Here is a 17,699-nt window from a genome sequence, read left to right on the forward strand (position 1 = left end):
GACTGTGGGCCGATGCATCATATGCCCAGCCCCCGTTCCCCACCTTGTTTTCGAATGACGCATCGCGCCCAACGACATAGAATAGGGCGACTCCCATGCGCCTAAAAGCCACCGCACTTGTTCTCATTCTCGCCCTCCTACCTCTTGGTCTTCCCGGACAGTCCGCCAATGCGCCCGTCACCATCAAGGTCGATGCGGCACATCCCGGCGCCGCCATTTCCCCGCAGATGTTCGGCATTTTCTTTGAAGACATCAACTTCGGCGCCGACGGCGGATTGTATCCAGAGCTAGTCAAGAATCGCTCATTCGAGTTCAGCGAGCCGCTGGCCGGATGGCATGAGGTGATGGGCTTCAGCAAAAAAGGTCTCGATGTTCCCAAGGGCGAACTCGACATCCGCACCGATGACCCACTGAATGAGCACAACCCGCACTACCTTAGGGCGCGTGCCGTTGAACCCGGCTATAGCTGGTGGAACGCGGGCTTCCGAGGAATCGGCGTTAAAGAAGGAGCCGAATATCGCTTCTCCGCCTATGTGCGGACCCATGGGCCAAAATCTCTCAATGCCGTCGTGAATGACGAAAACCACAAGCCCGTGGCCACCGGAAAACTCGAAGGCTTCAGCGACCACTGGAAGAGATATGAAACCGTGATTCGTGCCTCCGCCACGGCCGACAAGGCTCAGCTGGTTCTCTCCCTCGACGAACCTGGCGCGATTGATATCGACATGGTTTCGCTTTATCCCGTAGATACCTGGAAGCAGCGCCCCAACGGTCTGCGCAAGGATCTCGTGCAATTGCTCTACGACATGCATCCCGGTTTTTTGCGCTTTCCCGGCGGCTGCATCGTGGAAGGCCGCCGCCTCGCGACCCGCTATCGGTGGAAGAGGACAGTTGGCGATCTGGCCGAGCGTCAGACCCTTGTGAATCGCTGGAATGATGAATTCGACACGCGCCCGGCGCCGGATTATTTCCAGTCGTTCGGCCTTGGATTCTACGAGTATTTCCAGTTGGCCGAAGATATCGGTGCCCGCCCGCTTCCCATCCTCAACTGCGGAATGGCATGTCAGTTCAACTCCAGCGAAACGGCTGCCGTCGAAGACCTTCACGAATACATTCAGGACGCGCTCGACCTGATCGATTTTGCGAATGGTCCTGTAACGACGCCGTGGGGAAAGCTGCGCGCCGCCATGGGGCACCCTGCGCCATTTCATCTCACCATGATTGGCGTCGGAAACGAGCAATGGGGACCGCGCTACCTGGAGCGGTACAAAGTCTTCGCCGCAGCGTTGAAAGCCAAACATCCTGAGATCAAGCTGGTGGTCAGTGCCGGTCCCTTTCCTACTGGCGAGCCCTTTGACAGCATGTGGTCCAACTGGCGTCAGCTTCACGCCGACATCGTCGATGAACATTACTACATGAGCCCCGAGTGGTTCCTCTCCAACACCGCTCGCTACGACCACTACGATCGCTCCGGCCCCAAGGTCTTTGCGGGGGAATACGCGGCGCAAAGTGTCGGCTCAACCAGTCCCAACAATCGCAACAACTGGAAGACTGCGATCTCCGAAGCCGCATTCATGACGGGACTCGAGCGCAACGGCGACGTGGTTCAGATGGCTTCGTATGCTCCGCTGCTGGCCAACATCAATGCGTGGCAATGGACTCCCGATGCCATATGGTTCGACAACCTCCACTCCTATGGCACGCCCGACTACTACGTCCAGAAGCTCTTCGCGAGCAACACGGGAAACCGCGTCGTGCCGTCAACGCCTCATTCTGAAGACGGGCTCTACACCAGCGCCGTTGTCGATGATCGCTCGCACGAATTGATTTTGAAGGTGGTCAACTACGCGCCTACAGCGAGAACAAGCACCATCGAACTCGCCGGAGCCGGGGCGTCCGGAAGTGCTAGAGTCACCACGCTCGCGACATCAGATCTAACTGCGGAAAACAGCTTTGCGCATCCGCAGAATGTGTCGCCGCAAGCCGGCAGCATTGATATCAAGGATGGGAAGATTTCCGCAGACCTAAGCCCATACTCTGTGACCGTATTCCGCGTATCGATGCGCTAGCTAATCGCAGATATTCTTTCGCATGAACAGCGTCGCCTGCGGGTTATCGTTATAGCGGTCGCATCGGTGATAGCCGCGTCTCTCATAGATCGCGATGGCTGGCTTCAGATCGTCGTACGTGTCGAGATAAATCCACTCCAGACCGGCCTCACGCGCAAAGTCTTCCTGCGCATCGAGCAGCATGCCTGCAATGTGTCTGCCGCGTGCCGACGGCTTCACATACATGCGCTTGCACTCCCCGGCCTTCGGAATCGATGACAATTTCCGCAGGATCACGCAGCCGACCACTTCTTGTTCGATATAGGCCAGCCACATTCCCGATGCCGGTGCGTCGATCATCTTACGGAGGCTCTGCGGCTTGTCCCGCTGCACCACGTGCACCGCTTCGTAATATTCCTGCAGAATCTCGAATGCCTCGTTGCATGCCCTGGTTAGCCGAACGATTCGGACCGAATTCTTTTTCGGCGCTTTCAAAATCTGGTGTGCTTTCGTCAGCGCCGTTACCACGGTCCCGCGTTGCTCAACTGTCAGGTGGGCAAGAATCTCCTGAATCTGCAGATCAGACAGTTCGTTGAGCCGCGCGACCGCTCGTTCGCCCATTGGACTTAAAGTCAGCAGCCTCTCGCGACCATCCTGTTTGGAGGCGCTTTGGCGTACAAGTCTTCGCTTGGTAAGCAACGCGACCAAGCGGCTGATGTAGCCCGGATCGAGATCTAAAGTGACGCAAAGAGCCGCGGCGGTGATCTCCGGATGAGCTCCGATCTCGTAGAGCATCCGTGCCTCAGTTAGAGAAAAGATGCCATCCAGATGTCTTTTGCGGAGCAATCCCAACCGAGCTGTGTAGAAGCGATTGAACTCCCGCACCGCTGCGACTTGATTGGAGCTTTGTGTCTGTACCAACTCCATAGCCGAACCATAAAACAAAGTAGTTGCTTTTAGCAACTATCTAGAAAGAGACCTCGCCGACCTCGATAAACACGAGAGCCTTATCCGAACTTGAATCGTGGACAAACTTCTACGAACCTGCAACGCTCAACTTCCCCAAACCCCTATACTTCTCTAGACCGCTCCAAGGAGATTGACCCGCGCATGTCCAAGAAGAACAAGCAATCCAAGTCCGCCAAACTTGAAAAGGCGAAAGCTTCCAAAACCAAGCCGTCAAAAGAAACTGAGCCACGCAAGCCTGCCTCTGCGACAGAAGAAACCCTCATCAGTTCAAAGGTCGTCTACCAGGGGCCACTCTTCCGAGTCCTCCATGACAAGCTGCTGGAGCCCGGCGGCAAACCCTCAGAGCGTGATGTCATCCGCCACAACGGCTCCGTCGTGATCCTCGCCGTCGACAAGTCAAAAAGTAAGAAAGATCCCTGGATCGTGATGGAACACCAGTATCGTCACGCCGCCAAACAGTATTTATGGGAATTGCCCGCCGGCAAACTCGACGCAGGCGAAGAACCTCTCGTTGGAGCTAAGCGCGAGTTGGAAGAAGAAACCGGCTATCGCGCCAAGAAATGGAAACCGCTGGTCGAGTATTACGGCAGCCCCGGCTTTCTTGGCGAATCCATGAAAGTCTTTCTGGCCGAGGGCCTCGTCGCCGGAGATGCTCACCCCGAAGACGATGAGGACATCGAGTTCCGGCTCGTGAAGCTCTCCGACATTGTGAAAATGATTGAAAAGGGCGCCATCAAGGACGGCAAAACTCTATGCAGTGTGCTGCTCTACGCGCGCCGGATCGGCAAGAAGCACAAGAAATAGTAGTGCAACCGCTTTAGTCAACCGATTCAATACTTTCCAAGCAGGCCGGAACGCAAAATGCGCCCGGCCTGTCTCATTTTGTGAATCTTCTACCCTGTTTCAATAAACCTTTGTCTCCGAATGAGCGTCATAGACGTAAGTGAGCGTTTCCCCAAAATACTCGCTCATCAACCCCATCAAGTGGCAAGAAAGGCAACCCTGTGGCTCAGTTCAAAGGCAAAGTGAAGTGGTTCAACAACGCCAAGGGCTACGGATTCATCGGACGCGACGACGGGCCAGATGTTTTCGTTCACTACTCGGCAATTCAGCTGGACGGCTACAAAACTCTGAAAGAAGGCGACGATGTGGAATTCGACATCGTCCAGGGACAAAAAGGCCCTCAGGCGGATGCAGTTATTCGCCAGAGAGATGCAGCCGCCCATAACGCGGCCTAGTAGAGCCGAGAATCAATAGCGTGCTCCCGGCCGTCCATCGGCGGCGCGGGAATATAGTGCTCTAAGTAAGAGTGATCTTTGCAAGCTTAATACGCGGCTTCCCTTAATCAAGTGCAGTTCTCCACTAGCGATGGGGCCAGCGAGATCTGGTCCCACCCCTTCCTTTCGATCAATCCCTCTCGTCTCTTTCCACCCTCATAGCTGATACTGTTCGCGGAGCAACCGATCCGATGGACAACATCACCGTGGCCCACCTTTTCAACGAGACCGCCGATCTGATGGAGATCGACGCTGCTGACACCTTCCGTGTCCGCAGCTACCGGCGCGCCGCGGAAGCCATTGAACAGACGACGGTTGACGTCGTCACCGCCTCGGCCGACACGGCCCAGTTGCTCGCCATCGCCGGTATCGGCAAGAGCATGGCGACCAACATCCAGGCGATCGTTTCTACCGGTTCTATGCCGTTACGCGACGAGTTGCTGTCCAAGTATGGCGCCGGACTCCTTGAGTTGCTCAAACTTCCCAGCATGGGTCCTAAAACCGTCGCACTGCTCTGGGACGCCGGCCGCATCGGCAGCATCGATCAGCTCGCCGACGCCATTGACGCCGGACGCCTCAAGGGCCTGCCCCGCATGGGCGAAAAACAGATCGAAAAGATTCGCAAAGGCATAGAAGACTATCGCCGCTCCGTAGGCCGCTTCCGTATCGACGAAGCCGAAGACGCTGCCGACCGGCTTACCACTTACCTGCTTGCCTTCGAGGGCATTGAACGGGTAACTCCTGCCGGTTCACTGCGCCGCGGCCGCGAAACCGCAGGCGATCTCGACCTTCTGGTGACTGGCGCCGCATGCGCTCCACTACACACTGAAGCCGCCGTCGAGTACGTCGCTGCATACCCCGGCATTAAGGACATCATCGCCAAGGGTGAAAACAAAGTCAGCTTCCACATCGCCACCGGCCTGCAGGTCGATGTGCGCCTGCTGCCTTCTGACTGCTACGGGGCTGCACTCCAATACTTCACCGGTTCGAAGGCCCACAACGTCTCCCTTCGCCAGCGCGCTCTCAAAATGGGCTATACCCTCAGCGAATGGTCGCTCTCCCGTCTCGATGACGAGTCCATCGTGGCCAGCGCAACCGAAGAAGAGATTTATGCCGCGCTGCAAATGGACTGGATGCCGCCGGAGATGCGGGAGAACCTCGGTGAGATTGAAGCCGCCGCAAAACGCGCGCTACCGCGACTCATCGAAGCAAAAGACATACGCGGCGACGTCCACATGCACACCACGGCCAGTGACGGCAAAAACTCCATCGCTGAAATGGCCGAAGCCGCCATCGACCGCGGCCTGCAGTACATCGCGATCACTGACCACTCCAAGAACCTGGCGATGATCAACGGCCTTGATGAGAAGCGCGCCCTGGAGCATATCGCTAACATCCGCGAGGTCGATAAGCAGATGGAAGGCCGCATCCGCATCTTCGCAGGTATCGAAGTCGACATCCTCGCCGACGGCGCCCTTGATCTCGACGACGAAGTCCTTGCCCAGATGGACGTAGTGATCGCCAGCGTTCACAGCCGCTTTGAACAATCTAAAGATGAAATGACCGCCCGCATCCTGCGCGCTGTCGAGAATCCCAACACCCGCATCCTGGGCCACCCGACGGGCCGTCAGATTCTGCGCCGCGAACCTTACCAACTCGATCTAGGCGCTATCCTCAGGCGCTGCGCGGAACTCGGCGTGGCTGTCGAGCACAACGCCTCTCCTGAACGACTGGATCTAAGCGACCGCGACCTACGCTTCGCGAAAGAAACCGGTTGCAAGATCTCCATCAACACCGATGCGCACGTCACCCGCGTCGTCGGTGAATGGAAATACGGCATTCGCCAGCTTCGCCGCGCCTGGCTTACCCCCGGGGACATCCTCAACACCCTTCCGCCCACTGAATTCCTGGCCGCTCTGCGTCCCCGTAGCTGACCGAAATGCAGCCATCCATCCCAAATCCCTGATTGGGACGTCAAATCCACAGGCCCTGAACGCTAGATTGTTTTACTTGGTAAGGCATAAGATGAGGTCGTTATGAGTCTTCTCCAGCAGGAAACTACAGACACCGCAGCCGGTGAGTCCTACACCAAAGGCACCAGTCACGTCATCCTCGCCACCGTGGTCGCGGCCGTGCTCGTTTCGATTGCCGTAGCTATCTATATCTTCATGGGCGAAAAACCGCCCGCCGCGACCGGAGACATCCTTGAGGCCTGGGCACATCCCATGCACAGTGTTTCCAGCGGCTGGGACGCCAACGGCGCTGCCATCCCCAAAGAAGAAGTCGACCAGGTTCTGCTGTTTACGCATGTGCGTCTGCACAACCAGAGCAAGCAGGCAATCTTCCTGCATCAGATCGTCGCCAATGCCACGTTGGCTGATGGCATCCACTCCAGTTATGCCGCCACGCCTACGGATTACGAGCGTATCTTCAAGGCCTATCCGGACCTGATGCAGTGGCATGCCGTACCCATCTCGCCTGATCTCACCATTCAGCCAGGCGAGACTAAGGAAGGCACGTTCGTCTGCTCATTCAAAATGTCCAAGTCAGATTGGGAAGGGCGCAAGAACCTGGACTATTCGTTCAACTTCCAGTATCTGCCTTCGCTGACTCTCGCGCCCAAGGGCCAGATCACTGAACGTTAGGCGGAGCCGGAGCGCCCTTCGGCGTTGACAGATAGCCTGAAACGGTGTTCTTGGCCCCGACCGAGTTTACGACAATCTCGTAAAGCGCCGGATCTTTGCCCGCATAGAATTGCAGCGGCTCATTCACGTTCCGGTCCTTCTTGTCATACTGCCGGTCGTCTGCGAAGACCTCGAGAGTGAACTTGCTCTTCTTCGGATCGGCCTTCTTCAACTCCAGGCTCACGGTGCCTACCGGCTTCTTCTGTCCCTTGCTCAGGGTGAACTCGTAGTAGTTGCGGTCACCTTTGTGCTTCAGAACTTCCAACTCTCCTGCATTCCGCGCGATCAGGCTCGAGTGGCTGTCAACATCTCCCTTGATCGACTGCAACTGACTCACCGCGGTCGCGAGATCGCCCTGTGTCTTGGTGAGATCGGTTTTCACGCCGCCTACATCGGTCTTCACGCTCGACACATCGCTTGAAACCGCGCTGACCTGCTGCGCCGTCTGCTTTTGCGCCGTTTCTAACCGCTTATTATCAGCCGCTTCGCGAGCCATGATCTCCTGGGCGCGCGTGTCCATCTGCTTCTGCGTCATGCCCACACTGCGCCCCAGTTCGTCGGTCGCCACGTGTAACCGCGCATTGGTCTCGCGCAACTCGCCGGCCAGCTTGGCATTTTGCTGGTTGGCTTCAGACAGTGCCGCTTCCTGGTGAGTGATGCGGTTGCTTAGCGTATAACTCCACACCAGTCCGCCGACTGCTGCCAGTACCGCAATTGCAATCGCGCCCAGCAATGCGCCGCTGTGCGCGGGCGTCGTCTCCACAACCGTGGTTCTCTCGTCGCTCATTGTTTGCCTCTCCTTGAGAGCAGTTCTCCCTGGAACCTGCTCACGCATTCCTGCAGCACAGGCCTCTTCCTACTGAGACTCTGCTCGCTGTTGCTTCGACACGCAAATGCAACTGCTCAAAGCTCCGCATGGCCGCATGGGATATGCGCACAGCACTGTGATTCGAGCGCTGCTTTGACGGCTGCGGAAGGCTACAGAGACTATAGAAGAATCCGGCCGCTTGCGGGGAAAATGCTGCGCCCCCGGGACCACCTGCGTAACTTGCATCCAGAACACCGGATAGGCTTGGGATTCTGTCAAAGCTTCCCACAAAGGATGTGCGCACAAGGCACAAATCCCGCTTTCTGCAGCGTCTTTCGAGATGCCACATTCCCTGTATTGCAGCGCGCGCAAGGCACACTGCCGCCCTCGCGGCAGATCCGTTTCAGTTCCTGCACGAGATAGGTCCCAAACCCGCGTCCTCTGAATGGCTCCGCAACCTCCATCCAGATATCCCCGTACGGCCGGTTGTAGTGGTACAGCACGCCACCGGTACCGGCCACCTCGCCGCTGACTTCCAGAAGCATCCAGTCCCCTTCAGGCTCGCGTTTGCGGAGCACTGCTCCAGGCACCCGATAGGCGGTCGTCAGCTTGTCCTCAAAAACAATCTTCTCGCTAAACACGTCGTGCGCCCAGGTGTGCAACATCGCTGTCAGCATCACATCATTCGTCTGCGTCTCGATCGCGTCAGCGCAACTGGCCAACTTCAGCGCCTCGAACGCTTCAAAGAACCGCGAGCGCTGCTTCTCTGTCACAAAGAACTCAAAAATCGTCCGGGTCCCAGACCACGGTCCGGCCACGGCGATCGACCCATACCCCGCCGTCTCTCCATCTAATTCAATGAGGTAGGGCTCGGTCCAGCCCTCACGCGCATGCAGCGAATCGTGCACGATCTGGCAGTTCATCTCCTGCCGATAGAGCTCACGCCAAGGCAGTATCTCTGTGACTTGAACCGGCTTTACCGTGATTCCCATCTGATCCCAAAACCTGCGCCATCATAGCCCGAAAACCGCGCAATCCGCGACGCCGGCTTGCGCCCATCCGTGACAACCGTCTAACCCCTCATTTATAAAGAGCATTACCGCTTCTTTTGCCGGGACAATGTTGGAGCCCGCGCGAACCGGGAAGCGCATCGATTACAGCCACCCAAAAGAGGGGAGTCTCAAAGGTTATGTCCACTGCTGTCGCTGGTAAAGGTCTTGAAGGAATTGTTGCCGCCAATTCCGGAATTTGCTTCATTGATGGAGAGGCTGGCGTTCTTGCCTACCGAGGCATTGATATCCATGAGCTCGCCGAGCGCTCCAACTTCGAAGAGACCACCTACCTTCTGTGGAACGGCCGTCTGCCCAGCGAACTCGAGTTGCGTGAATTTTCCTCGCAACTGGCCCTCGCCCGCTCCCTCGACCAGCGCATTGTCGACATGCTCAAGACTTTCCCCACCTCCGCTACCCCCATGGAGGTGCTGCGAACTACAGTGTCGGCGCTCAGCTTCTACGACGCCGATGAAAAAGACAATTCCCACGACGCCAACGTCCGCAAGGCCTACAACCTGACGGCGCAGATTGCCATGATCGTGGCCATCTACGATCGCATCCGCAAAGGCCTTGAAGTCGTCGCCCCCGATCGCTCCCTTTCTCATGCCGGAAACTTCCTCTGGATGCTGAACGGCGTTAAGCCTTCCGAGACCGCGACCCGCACGCTCGACGTCGCCCTCGTCCTTCATGCCGACCACGAGCTGAACGCGTCCACCTTCGCCGCCCGCGTTATCGCCGCGACACTCTCCGACATCCACTCCGCCATCACCGGTGCTGTCGGCGCCCTCAAGGGACCCCTGCACGGCGGCGCTAACGAAGCCGTGATGCGCCTGCTCTACACCATCGACAAGGCCGGTGCCGACCCTGTCGACTATGTGAAGAACATGCTGGCTGCCCGCCAGAAGATCTCCGGCTTCGGCCATCGCGTCTACAAGACTGAAGATCCGCGCGCCACCCATCTGCGCCGCATGTCAGAGAAACTCGGCAAGGACTCCGGACAGCCGAAGTGGTACGAGATGTCCCGCGCCATCGAGCTCTACATCAACAAGGACAAGAAGCTCAACGCCAACGTAGACTTCTACTCCGCCTCAACCTACGCGACGCTAGGCATCGACATCGATCTCTACACGCCGATCTTCGCCATAAGCCGCATGGCTGGCTGGGCCGCGCATGTGATCGAACAGCTCGACGACAATCGCCTGATTCGCCCGCGCGCCGAGTACATCGGACCCGTCTACCCGTCACCGTACATCGAACTCGCAGACCGTCCGTAGAGCATCACAACTCGCATCTGATCAGTTCACGTCACTGCGGATTTGCCGGCGATTAGATCGTTGTTTCAGAAGATGCCTGCTCAGCACGTGCTAGCCCGGCACTTTCGGAGCTGCCGTTATCGCCTTGGAAACTCTTGCGCCCAACGCAACCGCTTGACATCTAAATCCCATGACGAATCTCAGTATTACGATTGAGCGCCGTGTGCTGATCTCCAACCGTAAATTTGAAGATGTTATCGCATCCATCCACGCCGCAGTCGGACACCCTACGCGCCCGTTACACTCCTCGTCGACGAGCGCGAAGGTGGAGTTCATCTCTCCTACGATACGATGTCCAGTTATCTCAGCGGCTACGGATCGCCGGCTGCGCTGCGCGTCGCGGCCGAACTCGACGAAAGGGTCGAAGCCCTCATGATGGCCGCCGCCGGATAGCTCTCCGTTTGCCCCGACAAATCAATCACTTCTTCGCTGTCTGAGTCGATGCACCAGCGGGTTGCGGACTTGTCCCTGCGCCGTACTGGTCAGGCTTCCAACTGCGCATCCCCGAGTGTACATAGTGCGACCAATGCCGTAGCATGTCGTATTCGTTCACGGGCCGATCATCCTGCAGTGCCGGCGTGTCCGGTGAAAAGCTGATCAGTTTCTGCGTAGTAAGGTCGGTTCGCAGCATGCGATTGAATTGTTCCGTGGGCGTCGCGGCCGGTCCCCAGGCCATCATGTCGATAACAGCAGCGGCAGGCATGCGCTGCAACAGTTCGTCCGGGCTGCGTTCAGCGATCGGCTGCATGCTGGCCAGAAAATGCCAGCCGTTTTCCTCAACCGGCCTGAAGACGCGCACATACGCAAACGATTCCTCGAGAGCCCTCGCCACCGACGACTGCACCGCCTCGTCTCCAGAGGGGAGCCATTGCGCCAGGATCCCACCCGGCTGCAGCCGCTCCTTTGCCACCGCGTAAAACTCCTTCGAGTACAAGAGACTCGATCCGGCGGCGCGCACCGGAGGTGGCGGATCGATGATGATCGCATCAAACTTCTGAGGTGTCCGCTCCATGAAGCGGCGTCCATCGTCGATCACGACGTGCGAAAGCGGCGAAGTCAGCAAGGCCGCGCCATCGGGATGATAGAAGGTGAACAACCGCGGCACACTCGGTATCAACTCCACCGCAGTCGCCGGAATTCCCCACGACAGCACCGATTTGTAAGTTGTCCCCATGCCGAAGCAGATCACCAGCGCATTGCGCGGAGCATGCGGCAAAGACGCGAGCGTGAGGTGCGCCATCATTTTTGTAATGGGCGTCAACTGCGTGATTCCGATTCCGTTCGTCAAAAGCCGCTTGTGCATCCCGCTTCCCGTCGCGATCACCGTGGCCGTACTGTCGCGCAGAACTTCGCGATCCGGAAAGAGCGTCTCGAAATTCTTGGTCGTGAAAAACAGCACCAGTGCAGCGACGATGCTGGCATAAGCCGCAACACGCGTACCCATGCGCCTTTCCGTCCGCTCGGGTCCTCTACGCGAAGGAAGAAACGCCATCGCGATCCACGGCGTAACAAACAGTAGCATTCCCACGCGCTCACCAACGAGGGGCAGCAAAATGAACCCAGACAGCAACGGACCCAGAATGCATCCCAGCACGTTGACCGCGTAAGCTCGCCCAGCGCGGTCCGGATCCCCCGCAGCCCAGCGATCCACCAGCATCGGCGTCAGGTAGCCAATCCATCCCGCAAACGGCCCCACTCCGAGCAGCACGCGCAGCGGTGTATTCAGCGGGAAGCGCGGATCGGATGTAAGCAGCGACAACAACCCCAGGAACGCCAGCAGCACCCACGCGAGATAGGGATCAATCTCTCCGCCTCGATTGAACCGCCGGTAAACAAACGATCCTGCAAACGTCGCCGATAGATACGAAATCAGAATGAAGGCAAACGAGTAGACGACCGGACCCGCATAGGGAGTGAACAGCCTGATCCAGATCACTTCCATCCCCATCGTGACCAGCCCGGTCAGAAACAGCAGCGCCAGGACGCCCTTCGGCTGAGAGGTAACGATCCGTTGCTCGTCAGCGTTATCTCCCGCAACAGACACAGCGGGCCCAGTAGAAATCTTTGCGCTTTGCCCAAGCGTCAACGCAAACGCAGTTACGGCGATGATCACATTGCAAACCGTTCCCACGCGCATGGTGCCGCGAAACCCGTACAACTCGATCAAAAACAAAGGGGCAACCGCACCCGCCACCGCTCCAATCACGTTTGCCAGGTAAAGAAAGCTGAATGAACGCTTCGACTCTGCCCGCTCACGGCTACGAATGGCAGACATCGCCAGCGGAAACGTAGCCCCCATGCATGTGCACCAGGGCAGCAGAATGACGGCTATCAGAATTCCCGAAGCAAAATAATAGGAGCCGGACGAATATGCGTTCTGTGCCGTCATCGATTCGAGAAGCCGGTGACCCCATGCCAGCTCTGCCGGCACCGCGAGCGAAGACAATCCGATCAGCAATTCTGCAAGTGCATAAAGACGCAGAGGAGGGAAACCAAGCCGTGCTGCATAGCGGCGAATCAGGGCACCTGCGCCCCACGATCCCAGCCCTAGCCCTGTCATAAACATCGACAGCACGATGGAGGTGAGGGCGGTCGTCACTCCAAACTGCGCCATGGTCAACCGTAGCCAAACCAGTTCATAGAGGATGCTGCAAAAGCCGGACAGGAAGAAGAACGCGAAAAACCATCCCATCGCACGCTCCTTTTCGAGGATCACCAGAAGAAGATTGAGGACCAGCGCGCCAGGGGAAGGCACAACTCAGGTCCAAAAGGATAGAGCCGGATAGGGTTGCAAAAAGTTGGCTGGGATTTTCACAAATATGCTGGGGCTGTGTCTAGGCGGGACCGCGAGTGGGCGGTGAGACTTCCCCTTTGCGGGCCTTCCAAGTGAGGTACATTCCCCAAGCGGCCAGGGATGATGCATCACAGATGGTGCCATCGAACATCATCTGCTCAAACTGTTCAAGCGACACGGTATGGATGGCGAGATCATGTTCCTCATCATCGGGTTCACGTTCTTTCATCGTGAGCCCGGTGGCCAGAAATACATGCTGCTTTTGCCGACAGAATCCGTAGGCGATCCACATATAACCGAGGTAGGTCATTTCGGCGGCATGCAGGCCTGTCTCTTCTTTCAGTTCGCCGCGTGCCAGTTCCTCGGGATCGACATTGGCCATCTCCCAACCGCCCTGCGGCAGTTCCAGCGCACGTTCGGCGATGGTGTATCGATACTGATCGACGAGCCACACGCGACCGTTTTCAATCGGCAAAATAATCGCGCAATCATCCTTCTCGACCACGCTGTAAATACCCTCTTTGCCGTTGGAGCGCAGAATGCGATCTTCGCGCAAGCGCAGCCACTGGTTGCGATAAACCTCGTGGCTTTCCAGCGTGGTGATGGATTGCTTGTTGTCACTATCGCCCGGATTCACTTCACCCTCTCGCGACCTGCGTGTCTGTCCCGTGTTGTGTATCGTCGGACGGATTGTCATCGTGCAGCCGGTACTTCCGCAAACGGCCAACGAGCGACGCTGGTCCGCTGATCACCAGACGCACGATATTGCCCTCGTATGCCCGCGAATGTATCACCATGCCGCTCTCAATCGCTGCCAGTGCGGCGCCATCACTTTGCGGCACGCGCAATTCCGTCTCAATCACCGGATCTGAGAATAGAGCCCTGTCGATGGCTGCAAGCAACGCATCCATGCCCTCGCCGGTCTGCGCCGACACCAGCACTTCAACCTGGCGCTGATCGCGAGGCTGTTCGCGAGCCGCCAAGCCTTCTCGCTCATCCGCATCGAGCAGATCGATCTTGTTCAGCACTTCGATACGCGGCTTGCCGAGAGCCTCAAGCTCGTCAAGCACCTTCTCAACCTGCGCCTTTTGTTCCTCGCCGTACGTCGAAGAGGCATCGCGGACATGCAAAAGAATCTCGGCCTGCTCCACCTCTTCGAGGGTCGCGCGAAAGCTGGTCACCAGCGTGTGCGGCAGATTCCGGATAAATCCCACCGTATCGCTGAGAAGGATGCGCCTCTTGCTTGGCAATTCAATGGCACGCAGCTTGGGATCGAGCGTGGCAAACATGCGCGCCGACTGCAGAACGTGGGCGCCCGTGAGTTGATTGAATAGCGTGCTCTTGCCCGCGTTCGTGTATCCCACCAGCGCCACCGTCGGTACCGGCGCCGACTCGCGGCGCTGCCGCTGCTGCCGTCGCACCCGCTTCACGGCATCCAGATCAAGCTTTACCTGGTCGATGCGGCGCTGAATTTTGCGGCGATCCGTCTCAAGCTGCGTTTCGCCCGGACCGCGCGTACCAATGCCGCCGCCAAGCTGCGACATAGCTTTGCCGCGCCCCGTCAGCCGCGGGAGCATGTACTCAAGCTGCGCCAGTTCCACTTGGAGCTGTCCTTCACGGGTCCGCGCATGCCGGGCAAAGATGTCGAGAATAAGCTGCGTGCGGTCAAGAACGCGGCACGGAAGCGCAGCCTCAAGGTTGCGCAACTGCGTTGGGCTCAGGTCATGATCAAACAGCACCAGGTCGGCGTTGGTGGACGCGGCCACGCCGGCAATTTCTTCTACCTTCCCGGCACCAATCAGCGTGGCGGGATCCGGGCGCGAACGCCGTTGCATCAGCTCCGCGGCGATCTCTCCGCCTGCGCTGCGAATCAGTTCGCGAAACTCCGCCAGCGATTCGTCCGCATCCAGTCCCGGCGAGTCCGCCGCCGGTTTTGCACGATCCTGAAGTTCTCCTGATTCGGATTCGCCAACTTCGTCGTCATTTGAACGCAAGGCCGCGCGACGCGCACCTTCAAGTCCGGCGCGCGTGGCACGCGGACGAGCCGTGAAGTCCACGCCAACCAGAACCGCACGCTCGGGACGGTCCCTCCAGCGACCTGTATCGGTCGTTGAGGAAACCCGGCCCCTGGCACCGCCTTCAACTGCCAACTGAGGGCGCTCCCTGTCTTATCGCTGCTCCGCGTTCGCCGCCGGAGGTGCGGGAGGCGGCACCGCCGCCGGTCCCATCCCTGTCAGCGCCGGCCTATGCTCGGTATGCATGACGCTCCGGTTGCTGACCACGGTCGAAATGGCGTGCTTGAAGATGAGTTGCTCCTGACTGTTGTTCTCCAGTAGAACGGAGTACTTGTCAAAGGAGCGGATTTTTCCCGTCAGCTTGACGCCGCTGACCAGATAAATCGTAATGGGGGTCTTGTCTTTGCGAACAGTGTTCAGGAAGGTGTCCTGAATGTTCTGTGCCGGCTTGTTCTCCATATGCCGATCTCCTGCTTCTCATTTTTAGGATAGTGGGATGCAAACTTGCTGCTTCCGTGTGATAAGACAAATCGGCGGGGACGGTGCCGGAATCCCGGGAACCGCCAAACCCCGCAATGTGACAACAATATAGCGGTTCACGAACCTTTTCAACTCCTCCTCGCCGAATTAACCTCGACGCAACCTCGGGAAAGCCCGAACGGGACGAATGACTCGACCAGGCTGCTACCATGTTTCCGTGCCAAAAGCCCCGGATTCCGCAGCTATATCCGTACCGATGCTGGATCTAAGACGCCAGTATGAGCCCCTCCAGCAGGAACTGCTCGACGCCGTCCAGCATGTCCTAGAGACGCAGCAATTCATTCTTGGCGAGCAGGTTGCGGTTTTTGAGAAGGCTGCGGCCGAGCATCTTGGCGTAAACCACGCGATTGGCTGCTCTTCCGGCACTGACGCACTGTGGCTGGCGCTTGCCGCCGCAGGGATTGGCCCTGGAGACTCGGTAATCACCACGCCCTTCAGTTTCTTCGCCTCCGTCAGCGCGATCTTGCGGTCGGGAGCCACGCCGGTTCTGGCCGACATCGACCCGGTCACATTCAATCTATGTTCCAAAACCGTCGAAGCAGTTTTGAATGGATCCACTGGGAGTGAAGTTAAGGCGGTTCTGCCCGTCCACCTCTACGGCCAATGTGCGGACTGGGGTGCCTTTTCCCGGCTTGGGTCGAAATTCGGCCTAAAGCTGATCGAGGATGCGGCCCAGGCGTGGGGTGCCACATGGGACGGCCAGAAAGCCGGCGGTCTTGGCGACGCAGCAGCCTTCAGCTTCTACCCAACCAAAAACCTGAGTGCGGCGGGCGACGCTGGAATGGTGACCACGAACAGTGACGAGATCGCCGAGCGTTCCCGCATGCTTCGCCAGCACGGCATGCGCCGCCGCTACCACCACGACGAAGTCGGCTGGAATACGCGGCTCGATGGATTCCAGGGCGCCATTCTCAAGGTCAAGCTCAAGTACATTGCAGGCTGGAACGATGCGCGGCGGGCCGTCGCAAACCGCTACCACTTGCTTTTCCGCGAGGCAGGCGTTGCCGAGGCTGGTCCCTATCCTGCGAATGGCATCGTGCTTCCCACTGAAGTTCCCGGCTCCCGCCACGTATGGCACCAATATGTCATTCGCTCTGCCCGCCGTGACGCACTGCGCGAATTCCTAGCGGCCCGCAACATCGGATCCGAGATTTACTATCCCGTACCGCTCCACATCCAAGAAGCGCTGAAAACCCTGGGCTACGTTGAAGGAGACTTTCCCGAAGCCGAGCGCGCTTCCCGTGAAGTTCTCGCCCTGCCCATCTTCCCAGAGTTGCGCGAGGACGAACAGCAAACCGTCGTAAACGCGATCGTCGAATTTCTCAGTTGATTTAAATACCGACAACTCGCGACAGCGTTGCTGCGTAGTTATCCCTCAACTAACTCGACCATAACTTCCGCGGGTTACATTTGTCTTTCCGCCAGGCGATTGGGCAACCCTGAGATCAGGGCGCGTCGTCCAAGTTTGCGAGGCGGAGGATATTATCTATGAAACCTATTTTAAAGACATCACTTTGTGCGGGCATGCTGCTTAGTGCAAGCCTCGCAGTCTATGGAGCAGATGTACGCACAGACTTCGACAAGCACGCAGACTTTTCGAAATTTCGCACTTACTGCTGGGGACAAGTCTCGACCGCTGATCCAATGTATCAACGGCGCATAAAAGACGAGGTAAACAAAGACCTGCAGGCAAAGGGCTGGCAGGAATCTTCAGGTAACTGCGACGCAACCATCTTTGCCAAGGGCAACGTTCAGAACCAGCAGGAGCTTCAAACCTTTTACAGCGGAATGGGGAGCGGCTGGGGCGGTCGCTGGGGTTGGGGCGGTTGGGGTTGGGGCAATGGCTGGGGTCCGGGAGGAATGGGCGAAGCCACCACAACAACCGTGAACAAGCCGGTTGGCAGCTTGGTCGTTGACATCTTCGACGGACAATCCAAGAATCTAATCTTCCGCGGCATCTCCAGTAACGATGTCTCAAAAAGCGCAGACAAGAACACCCATAACATCGATAAGGACATCGATAAGATGTTCGACCATTTCCCCCCGAAAAAGTAGAAGGACTTATAAGCAAGCCTATATAGACTTAACTTAGCTGTGGTTGTTTCCCGTGGAAAGAGCGGAGCCGCAAATGGCTCCGCTCTTTCCACGTCTGACTTCTCCACGCCTGTTCGCCGCAAGTGAACAAGATTCTGGCACTCG

Annotated in this window: 15 protein-coding genes; 8 read left to right on the top strand and 7 right to left on the bottom strand. The window is 57.8% G+C overall.

Annotated features, from left to right (window positions below; all coding sequences use genetic code 11):
- The first annotated feature begins 95 nt into the window (after positions 1-95).
- Positions 96-2,069, top strand: a complete 1,974-nt coding sequence (locus P8935_RS23505; protein WP_348262744.1) for an alpha-L-arabinofuranosidase C-terminal domain-containing protein — start codon at positions 96-98, stop codon at positions 2,067-2,069.
- Here P8935_RS23505 and P8935_RS23510 read toward each other — a convergent pair whose 3' ends face one another.
- Positions 2,070-3,011: a GNAT family N-acetyltransferase gene (locus P8935_RS23510; RefSeq protein WP_348262745.1), complete on the bottom strand. Its 942-nt coding sequence runs from the start codon at positions 3,009-3,011 to the stop codon at positions 2,070-2,072.
- A 147-nt stretch (positions 3,012-3,158) separates the two neighbouring features.
- Between P8935_RS23510 and P8935_RS23515 the strand changes: the two genes are divergently transcribed.
- The 4 genes from P8935_RS23515 (at position 3,159) to P8935_RS23530 (ending at position 6,939) form a co-directional block, all read left to right on the top strand.
- Positions 3,159-3,821 (top strand): NUDIX hydrolase, encoded by a 663-nt coding sequence (locus tag P8935_RS23515; RefSeq protein ID WP_348262746.1) that lies wholly within the window; start codon positions 3,159-3,161, stop codon positions 3,819-3,821.
- A 200-nt stretch (positions 3,822-4,021) separates the two neighbouring features.
- Positions 4,022-4,255 carry a cold shock domain-containing protein gene (locus P8935_RS23520; protein WP_348262747.1) on the top strand — a complete coding sequence of 78 codons (234 nt, stop codon included), beginning with the start codon at positions 4,022-4,024 and terminating at the stop codon, positions 4,253-4,255.
- Between the two features lie 230 nt (positions 4,256-4,485).
- Entirely contained in the window at positions 4,486-6,228 is a 1,743-nt protein-coding gene (polX, locus tag P8935_RS23525; protein ID WP_348262748.1) for a DNA polymerase/3'-5' exonuclease PolX, read from the top strand.
- 102 nt (positions 6,229-6,330) lie between these two features.
- Positions 6,331-6,939: a hypothetical protein gene (locus tag P8935_RS23530; protein ID WP_348262749.1), complete on the top strand. Its 609-nt coding sequence runs from the start codon at positions 6,331-6,333 to the stop codon at positions 6,937-6,939.
- Here P8935_RS23530 and P8935_RS23535 read toward each other — a convergent pair.
- The gene (locus tag P8935_RS23535) at positions 6,926-7,765 is read right to left on the bottom strand and encodes a hypothetical protein (RefSeq protein ID WP_348262750.1); all 840 of its coding nucleotides are present in this window, start codon (positions 7,763-7,765) and stop codon (positions 6,926-6,928) included. The genes P8935_RS23530 and P8935_RS23535 overlap by 14 nt on opposite strands.
- Before the next feature lie 296 nt (positions 7,766-8,061).
- Positions 8,062-8,778, bottom strand: coding sequence for a GNAT family N-acetyltransferase (locus P8935_RS23540; protein ID WP_348262751.1), 717 nt, complete (start codon positions 8,776-8,778; stop codon positions 8,062-8,064).
- 197 nt (positions 8,779-8,975) lie between these two features.
- On the opposite strand from P8935_RS23540, the gene P8935_RS23545 reads away from it, so the two are divergent.
- Entirely contained in the window at positions 8,976-10,112 is a 1,137-nt protein-coding gene (locus P8935_RS23545; protein ID WP_348262752.1) for a citrate synthase, read from the top strand.
- Positions 10,113-10,569: 457 nt separating this feature from the next.
- Here P8935_RS23545 and P8935_RS23550 read toward each other — a convergent pair whose 3' ends face one another.
- The 4 genes from P8935_RS23550 to hfq form a co-directional block, all read right to left on the bottom strand.
- Positions 10,570-12,906, bottom strand: coding sequence for a hypothetical protein (locus P8935_RS23550; RefSeq protein ID WP_348262753.1), 2,337 nt, complete (start codon positions 12,904-12,906; stop codon positions 10,570-10,572).
- Between the two features lie 79 nt (positions 12,907-12,985).
- On the bottom strand, positions 12,986-13,642 hold the full coding sequence (locus P8935_RS23555) for an NUDIX hydrolase (protein ID WP_348262754.1): 657 nt from the start codon (positions 13,640-13,642) through the stop codon (positions 12,986-12,988).
- On the bottom strand, positions 13,584-15,095 hold the full coding sequence (hflX, locus tag P8935_RS23560; protein ID WP_348262755.1) for a GTPase HflX: 1,512 nt from the start codon (positions 15,093-15,095) through the stop codon (positions 13,584-13,586). The genes P8935_RS23555 and hflX overlap by 59 nt, the downstream gene beginning before the upstream one ends.
- 18 nt (positions 15,096-15,113) lie before the next feature.
- Positions 15,114-15,419, bottom strand: coding sequence for an RNA chaperone Hfq (gene hfq, locus P8935_RS23565; RefSeq protein WP_348262756.1), 306 nt, complete (start codon positions 15,417-15,419; stop codon positions 15,114-15,116).
- 277 nt (positions 15,420-15,696) lie between these two features.
- Here hfq and P8935_RS23570 point away from each other — a divergent pair, with 277 nt between their 5' ends.
- Both P8935_RS23570 and P8935_RS23575 read left to right on the top strand, forming a co-directional pair.
- Positions 15,697-16,830, top strand: coding sequence for a DegT/DnrJ/EryC1/StrS family aminotransferase (locus P8935_RS23570; RefSeq protein ID WP_348262757.1), 1,134 nt, complete (start codon positions 15,697-15,699; stop codon positions 16,828-16,830).
- Positions 16,831-16,988: 158 nt separating this feature from the next.
- Positions 16,989-17,555: a DUF4136 domain-containing protein gene (locus P8935_RS23575; protein ID WP_348262758.1), complete on the top strand. Its 567-nt coding sequence runs from the start codon at positions 16,989-16,991 to the stop codon at positions 17,553-17,555.
- The last annotated feature ends 144 nt before the right edge of the window (positions 17,556-17,699 follow it).

Source organism: Telmatobacter sp. DSM 110680 (assembly GCF_039994875.1).
In the GTDB taxonomy this organism is placed as follows: domain Bacteria; phylum Acidobacteriota; class Terriglobia; order Terriglobales; family Acidobacteriaceae; genus Telmatobacter.